This window comes from Streptomyces sp. ATLC9, from assembly GCF_057196705.1.
This window is the reverse complement of the sequence record NZ_JBXUOY010000252.1, coordinates 1-7,457: the sequence shown is the minus strand read 5'-3', so window position 1 is coordinate 7,457 and position 7,457 is coordinate 1. Positions and strand designations below refer to the sequence as shown.

At 74.0% G+C, this 7,457-nt stretch carries 4 protein-coding genes and 1 pseudogene; 2 read left to right on the top strand and 3 right to left on the bottom strand.

The annotated features are described in order from the left end of the window. Positions 1–44: 44 nt before the first annotated feature. On the bottom strand, positions 45–2,051 hold the full coding sequence (locus AC2CJA_RS21530; protein WP_484604319.1) for a beta-galactosidase: 2,007 nt from the start codon (positions 2,049–2,051) through the stop codon (positions 45–47). A 417-nt stretch (positions 2,052–2,468) separates the two neighbouring features. Between AC2CJA_RS21530 and AC2CJA_RS21525 the strand changes: the two genes are divergently transcribed. Continuing rightward, a complete protein-coding gene (locus AC2CJA_RS21525) occupies positions 2,469–3,500 on the top strand; it encodes a LacI family DNA-binding transcriptional regulator (protein WP_484604318.1) in 1,032 nt (343 codons plus the stop codon). 34 nt (positions 3,501–3,534) lie between these two features. Here the strand turns inward: AC2CJA_RS21525 and AC2CJA_RS21520 are convergent, their stop codons facing one another. Further along, positions 3,535–4,581 carry an aminotransferase class V-fold PLP-dependent enzyme gene (locus AC2CJA_RS21520; RefSeq protein ID WP_484604320.1) on the bottom strand — a complete coding sequence of 349 codons (1,047 nt, stop codon included), beginning with the start codon at positions 4,579–4,581 and terminating at the stop codon, positions 3,535–3,537. A gap of 210 nt (positions 4,582–4,791) precedes the next feature. Next, positions 4,792–6,413: pseudogene (locus tag AC2CJA_RS21515) on the bottom strand (aldehyde dehydrogenase family protein). Positions 6,414–6,606: 193 nt separating this feature from the next. On the opposite strand from AC2CJA_RS21515, the gene AC2CJA_RS21510 reads away from it, so the two are divergent. Further along, a complete protein-coding gene (locus AC2CJA_RS21510) occupies positions 6,607–7,404 on the top strand; it encodes an IclR family transcriptional regulator (RefSeq protein ID WP_484604317.1) in 798 nt (265 codons plus the stop codon). The last annotated feature ends 53 nt before the right edge of the window (positions 7,405–7,457 follow it).

Sequence of the window (7,457 nt, the reverse complement as noted above, 5' to 3'; positions counted from 1 at the left end):
GGGGCGGGACCGTACGGTCCCGCCCCCTCGCGCTCGCCCGGGGCTCAGCCGTCCAGGCGGACCACACGGGCCCCGCCCGCGGGAACCTCCAGCCGGCCGGCCACACGGGTGCCGCCGAGCAGTTCGGTGCCGGGCGCCTCCAGCGGCACCCCGGCGTCGGCGCCGGTGTGGTTGAGGGCGAAGAGGTAGGTGCCCGACTCCCCGCGGCGGCGTACCACCTCCACGTCGTGGGGGATTCCGTCGCGCGGGGCGATGCCCGCGTCCGCGCAGGCGGCGGCCAGCACGGCGTCGAGCCCGTCCTGTCCCAGCCGCGTCGAGACGTACCACGCGGCGCCCCCGCCCAGCCGGTTGCGGGTGACGGCGGGGCCGCCCGCAGCCGGGCCGCGGCCGTAGGACCACACCGTCTCGGCGCCCCGCGCCACGACGGTCTCGGCCCACGCGTCGGCCTCCAGCTCGGGGACCCCGCGGCCGAGGACGGTCACGCTCCGGCCCGCCCGCAGCGGCTGGAACTCCTCGACCGTCAGTCCCAGCACCTCACACAGCGCGCCCGGGTGGGGGCCGGGGTGGACGGCGTCGTGCTCGTCGACGATGCCGGAGAAGTACGACACCACCAGGGTGCCGCCGCCGGCCACGTAGTCCCGCAGGTTCTCCCCGGCCTGCGCCGTGGCCAGGTAGAGGGCGGGGACCACCACCAGCGGGTAGGCCGCCAGAGCGGCCGCGCCGGTGTGCGGGGGAACGAAGTCGGCCGTCAGACGGCGGTCGAAGAGAGCCGCGTACCAGGCCTCGGCCCGTTCGCGGGCGTCGAGGTCCTGGCTGGGGCGCCACTCCAGCTTCTGCGCCCACCACGACTGCCAGTCCCACACCACTGCCACGTCCGCGACGGTGCGCGTGCCGCGGATCTCCTCCAGTGCGGCGACGTCCGCGCCGAGCGAGACCACCTCGCGCCAGATCCGGCTGTCGGTGCCGGCGTGCGGGAGCATCGCCGAGTGGAACTTCTCCGCGCCGAAGCGGGAGGCCCGCCACTGGAAGAACATCGCGCCCTCCGAACCCCGGGCGATGTGGGCCAGGGAGTTGCGGGCCATCTCACCGGGGCGTTTGGCGATGCCGCGCGGCTGCCAGTTGACGCCGCTGGTGGAGTGCTCCAGCAGCAGCCACGGCTCGCCGCCGGCGACCGAGCGGGCCAGGTCGGCGGCCATCGACAGGTTGACGTGGTTGCGTTCGTCCTCGGCCACCAGGTAGTGGTCGTTGGTGACGATGTCGACCTCGCGGCCCCAGGCCCAGTAGTCGATGGTGTCGCACTGGGTGGGCGAGACCATGAAATTGGTGGTGACGGGCACCCCCGGGGACAGCTCGTGCAGCAGGTCGCGCTCGCGGCGGAAGTTCGCCAGGGCGCTGTCGCTCGCGAATCGGGCGTAGTCCAGGCGCTGGGCCGGATTGCAGACGGTAGGGGTGGCCCGGGGCGGGGCGATCTCCTCCCAGTCGCCGTAGGTCTGCCCCCAGAAAGCGGTCCCCCAGGCGGTGTTGAGTTCCTCCAGGGTGGTGTGGCGCTCCCGCAGCCAGGTACGGAAGGCCGCGGCGGAGGTCTCGCAGTAGCACTCCAGGACGGGTACGCCGTACTCGTTGTGGACGTGCCACATCACGACCGCGGGATGCCGCCCGTACCGCTCGCCCAGCGCACGGGCGACCCGGGCGGAGGCCTCCTGGTAGGCGGGCGAGTTGTGGCAGATCGCACCGCGTGAGCCGAACTCCCAGCGCACGCCCTCCCGGCTGACGGGCAGCGCCTCGGGGTGGGCACGGTAGAACCAGGCGGGTGGCACCACGGTGGGGGTGGCCAGGTCGACGCCGATGCCGGCTCCGTGCAGCACCTCGATGATCCGGTCGAGCCGGCCGAAGTCGAAGACGCCCTCGGCGGGCTCGATCATCGCCCAGGAGAAGATGCCGACGCTGACCGTGGTCACACCGGCCTCACGCATCAGCGCGACGTCCTCGTGCCAGACCTCCTCGGGCCACTGCTCGGGGTTGTAGTCGCCGCCGTAGGCGAGGCGCACCATACGACCTCCTGGGTCGAAGATACCGGCCCGAATGGACCGGACTGAGACAGAACTGGGAGCGTGCACAGTCAATTTCCGACCGCATCACCCAGAAAACATCAAGCCACGAACCGTTGACAAGGCTCATTCGGCTTTCTCTGCTGTGTACGTTCACAGAACCTTGTCAGGGAGGAACCACATGAACCACCGCACCGTCGCGGCGTGTGCCGCGGACCAGGATTCCGGTACACCCCGGTCATCGCCGGGGCCACGCCGGCCCCCTGCCGCTGACCGCCCCGTCCCCGGTGATCCAGCGGTTCCGGAGCCTGGACCCGCTGTCCGGAGTGGCGAAGTCCTGAGGCCGCCGAGTGCGCGAGGATCACGGACAATTGCCCGGGACACGGGGAGACGGGGGAGGGAAACGAGGATGGACACCGCATGAGCGGCAGTGAGCGGAAGCGCCCGCCGACGATCCACGACGTGGCACGGGAGGCCGGGGTCTCCCGGGGCACGGTCTCGCGGTTCCTCAACGGCGGGCACAACGTCAGCCCGGCCGCGGCGGACGCGGTCAGGGCCGCGATCCGCAGGACGGGCTACGTCGTCAACCGGCACGCCCGCAGCCTGATCACCGGCCGTTCCGACTCGGTGGCCTTCCTGCTCACCGAACCGCAGGAGAAGCTGTTCGAGGACCCCAACTTCAACGTGCTGCTGCGCGGCTGCACCCAGGCGCTGGCCGCGCACGACATCCCGCTGCTGCTGATGACCGCCGGTACGCCCGCCGAGCGGCGCCGCGTCATGCGCTACGTCACCGCGGGACACGTCGACGGCGTACTGCTGGTCTCCAGCCACACCGGCGACCCGGTGGCCGAGCAGCTCGTGAAGGCCGGTATACCGGTGGTCTCCAGCGGCAAACCGCTCGACCGCAGCGGGCGCACCGCCAGGATCGCCCATGTGGCGGCCGACGACCGCGACGGCGCCCGTGACATCGTGCGGCACCTGGTCTCACTCGGACGCCACCGCATCGCCACGGTCGCCGGGCCGCCGGACACCCCCGGCGGTGTGGACCGGCTGGCGGGCTGGCGCGAGGTGCTGGCCGAGGCCGGGCTCCCCGCCGGCGACGACCTGGTCGCCCACGGCGACTACAGCCGCGACAGCGGTCAGCGGGCCACCGCCGAACTGCTTCGGCGGGCACCGGGGATGGACGCCCTGTTCGTCGCCTCCGACCTGATGGCGCGCGGTGCGCTGGCCGCGCTGGAGCGGGCCGGACGGCGGGTGCCCGACGACGTCGCCGTCGGCGGCTTCGACGACTCCCCCTCCGCCGTCGCCGGCCTCCCGGAGCTGACCACCGTCCGCCAGCCGTGGGACCGGATCAGCTCGGAGATGGTGCGGGTGCTGCTGGGCCTGATCGGCGGCGAGGAGCCGTCGGCGGTGATCCTGCCGACCGAGCTGGTGCGCAGGCAGTCGGCGTGACCCCGCGCAGCCGGAGGCGGCGGAGGCTGTGCGGTCATGCCCGGGGCAGCGCTGCCAGCAGCCGCTCCACGTCCTCGGCCGTGTTGTACAGGTGGAAGGCCGCGCGCAGGTTCCCCGCCCGGACCGAGACCTCCACCCCCGCCCCCTTCAGCGCCTCGGCCGCCCCGCCCAGTCCGGGCACCGCGACGATCGCCGAGTCGCCGCGCACCGGGCGGTGGCCCAGCTCGGCGGCGCCGGCGCGGAAGCGCGCGGCCAGGGCCCGGTCGTGGGCGCCGACCGCCTCCGGCCCGGCCTCCTCGATCAGGGCCAGGGAGCGCTCGGCGCCCAGGTAGGGCAGGAAGGCCGGGGAGATGTCGAAGCGGCGGGCGGAGCGGGCCATCTCCTCCACCGTCCCGTAGCAGCTGTCCCAGGGCCGCTCCCCCGCGATCCACCCCGCCTGCAGGGGCACCAGGTCCCCGCCGTCACCGGGCACGGTGAGGAAGGAGGCCCCGCGCGGGCACAGCAGCCACTTGTAGGCGCCGCACACGGTGTAGTCAAAGGCGTCCGCGTCCACCGGCAGCCAGCCGGTGGCCTGGGTGGTGTCCACCAGGGTGCGGGCGCCGTGGGCCCGGGCGGCCCCGGCGACGGCGGCGAGGTCCGCGGGACGGCCGTCGGCCGACTGCACGGCGCTGACGGCCACCAGCGCGGTACCGGGCCTGACGGCGTCGGCCAGCTCATGAAGCTCGGCGGTGCGCAGCTTGAGGTCGGCGCGCATCGCGAACGGGTTGACCAGGGAGCTGAAGTCGCCGTCGGCCACCAGCACCTCGGCGCCGGGCGGCAGCGAGCCCGCGACCAGCGAGACGTGCGCGGAGACGGCCGCCCCCAGCGCCACCCTGTCCGGGGTCAGCCCCGCGAGCCGGGCGAAGCGGGCACGTGCCTGTTCGATCACGGCGAACCAGCGCACCATGTCGATGCGCCCCTCCACCGTCTCCTCCACCGCCTCCCGCAGTGCGGCGGCGGTGCGGGCGGGCGTCAGACCGTGCGAGGCGGTGTTCAGGTAGACGGCCGTCGGTGCGAACTCGGCCCGTACGAGGTCGCGCAGGCGCGGCAGGTCCGGTGTTTCCGTCGTCTCGGGTGTTTCCGGCAGGGCCGGCGCTCCCGGCAGTGAGGTCTCCACGGACACCACTGTGTCGCCCCGGTTCGCCGCTGTCCATGGTGAATTGTCTTGCCCGGCCCCGAAGCCTTCCTTATGGAGGAGGCGCCGTCCCCTTCCCGCGGACGGGCCGGGGCGGGGCCGGCGTCCCGGAGGCGTTCAGCCCTCGCGGCGCCCGTCCACCCTGCGCGGCAGCCCCAGCGGGTTGTCGTCGCGCAGCTCCTCGGGCAGCAGCGCCGGCGGGGTGTCCTGGTAGGCGACCGGACGCAGCCAGCGCTCGATGGCCGTGGCGCCGACCGAGGTGGAGGTGGAGGTGGTGGCCGGGTAGGGGCCGCCGTGGTGCTGGGCGGGTGCGACGGCGACGCCGGTGGGCCAGCCGTTGACCAGGACACGCCCGGCCAGCGGCGTCAGCTCGGCCAGCAGCCGGGCCGCGGCGCCGTCACCCCGGCCCGCCTCCTCCTCGCCCAGGTGGAGGGTCGCGGTGAGGTTGCCCGGCAGCTTGGCCAGCACGGCGCTGACCTCCTCGGCGTCGCGGTAGCGGGCGACGACCGTGACGGGCCCGAAGCACTCCTCCAGCAGCAGCGCGTGCCGCTCGGAACCGACGAGCCGCTCCGCCGGGACGGTCAGGAAGCCCGCCCCCACGGCCTGCTCCCCGCCCTCGGCGGCGGCGACCGGCGCCGTGACGTCCTCCAGCTCCGTCCGGGCCCGCACGCCGGCCAGGAACGCCTCACGCATCCGGGCGTCCAGCAGCGGCCCGCGGGCGGCCTCGGCGACGGAGCCGGCCAGAGCCTCCAGCAGTCCGTCGCCGGCCTCGCCCTCGGGGGCGAGGACCAGCCCCGGCTTGGTGCAGAACTGCCCGGAGCCCATCGTCATCGAGCCGGCCAGCCCACCGCCGATCTCCCCGGCACGCTCCTCGGCCGCCGCCTCGGTGACCACGACCGGGTTGAGGCTCCCCAGCTCGCCGTGGAAGGGGATGGGGACCGGGCGGGCGGCGGCGGCGTCGAACAGGGCCCGGCCGCCCCGGATCGAGCCGGTGAACCCGGCCGCGGCGACCAGCGGGTGCCTGACCAGTTCCACACCCGCGTCGAAGCCGTGCACCACACGGACGGCGTCCTCGGACAGACCGGCCCGGGGGGGCCCCCCGCGGCCGGCCGCGGCGCCCCACCCCGCCCGGGGGGGAAGCGGTGCACCACAGGGACGGGTTCCTGGGACAGACCGGCCCGCGCGGCCGCGCGGGGCAGCGCGGCCGCGCACAACTCGGAGGTGGCCGGATGATCGGGATGCGCCTTGACCACGACCGGGCAGCCCGCCGCGAGCGCGCTGGCGGTGTCGCCGCCGGGAACGGAGAAGGCCAGGGGGAAGTTGGAGGCCGCGTAGACCGCCACGACACCCAGGGGGATCTTGTAGCGGCGCAGGTCGGGCCGGGGCGGGGTGAGCGAGGCGTCGGCGTGGTCGATGGTGACGTCCAGGTACGCGCCGTCTGCGACCTCGTCGGCGAAGGCGAGCAGCTGGTAGGTGGTGCGGCCCAGTTCGCCGTTCAGCCGGACCTCACCGAGAGCGGTCTCGGCATCCGCGGCGGCGACGATCTCCGCACGGGCGGCCTCCAGTTCCCCGGCCGCCGCGCGCAGCAGGGCGATCCGGGCGGTACGGCCCGCCAGCTCCCCGCGCACGGCGTGGGCGGCGCGCACGGCCGCGTCGACGTCGGCGGCCGTGGCCTCGACCGCGACCTGTTCACGCCGCTTCCCCGTCCTGGGGTCGACGCTCCACACTGGTACTGCCACCGCTGAACTCCTCCTTCGAAACAGCCGCCGACCGGACGGCGGCGGGGGCGACGGGACCGGCGGGGGCGCGTCCAAGACCACGGACGCCGAAGACTGTCCCCCCGGAGACCTTGTTCGATATACTGAACACCGTCCCTGTGTGTGAATAACCATTCGGGACTCTATGGCCGGTCGAGTGAAAGGGTCAAGGTCGATGCCTTCTGCGCACGGGGGCGCCCCCGGCAGGAAACCGGAGGCGGGCGGGGCACAGGTCAAGTCGGCCGTACGCACCGTGGAACTGCTGGAGTTCTTCGCCGGGCAGCCCGGCATGCACACCCTCGCCGCCGTTCAGGAAGCCGTCGGCTACCCCAAGTCCAGCCTGTACATGCTGCTGCGCACACTCGTGGAGCTGGGCTGGGTCGAGACCGACGCCACCGGCACCCGCTACGGAATCGGAGTGCGCGCCCTGCTGGTGGGCACCTCCTACATCGACGGCGACGAGGTCGTGGCCGCCGCACGCCCCACCCTGGACCGGCTCTCCGACGACACCACCGAGACCATCCACCTCGCCCGGCTGGACGGCACCAACGTCGTCTATCTCGCCACCCGCCAGTCGCAGCACTACCTGCGCCCCTTCACCCGGGTGGGACGGCGGCTGCCCGCGCACTCCACCTCGCTGGGCAAGGCCCTGCTGGCCACCTACGGCGACGACCGGGTCCGCGCGATGCTCCCCGAGACCCTGGCGCCGCTGACCGAGTACACCGTCACCGACCGCGAGAAGCTCATCGAGGAACTGCACCGGATCCGCGAACAGGGCTACGCGGTGGACCGCGAGGAGAACACCCTGGGACTGAGCTGCTTCGGCGTCGCCATCCCCTACCGCACCCCCGCACGGGACGCCATCAGCTGCTCGGTCCCGGTGGCACGGCTGACCCCCGCCCACGAGCAGACCATCAAGGAGGCCCTGTTCGACGCGCGCGACCGGCTGGCCCTGGCCACCCGCCACCTGTGACCGGCCCCGGCCCGGCGGGTGCCGCGTGCGGCCGTCACGGGCCGGCCGGACGC

Coding starts and splice junctions, on each gene's coding strand:
- AC2CJA_RS21530 (WP_484604319.1), bottom strand. CDS start 2,051: ATGGTGCGCCTCGCCTACGGCGGCGACTACAACCCCGAGCAGTGGCCC.
- AC2CJA_RS21525 (WP_484604318.1), top strand. CDS start 2,469: ATGAGCGGCAGTGAGCGGAAGCGCCCGCCGACGATCCACGACGTGGCA.
- AC2CJA_RS21510 (WP_484604317.1), top strand. CDS start 6,607: ATGCCTTCTGCGCACGGGGGCGCCCCCGGCAGGAAACCGGAGGCGGGC.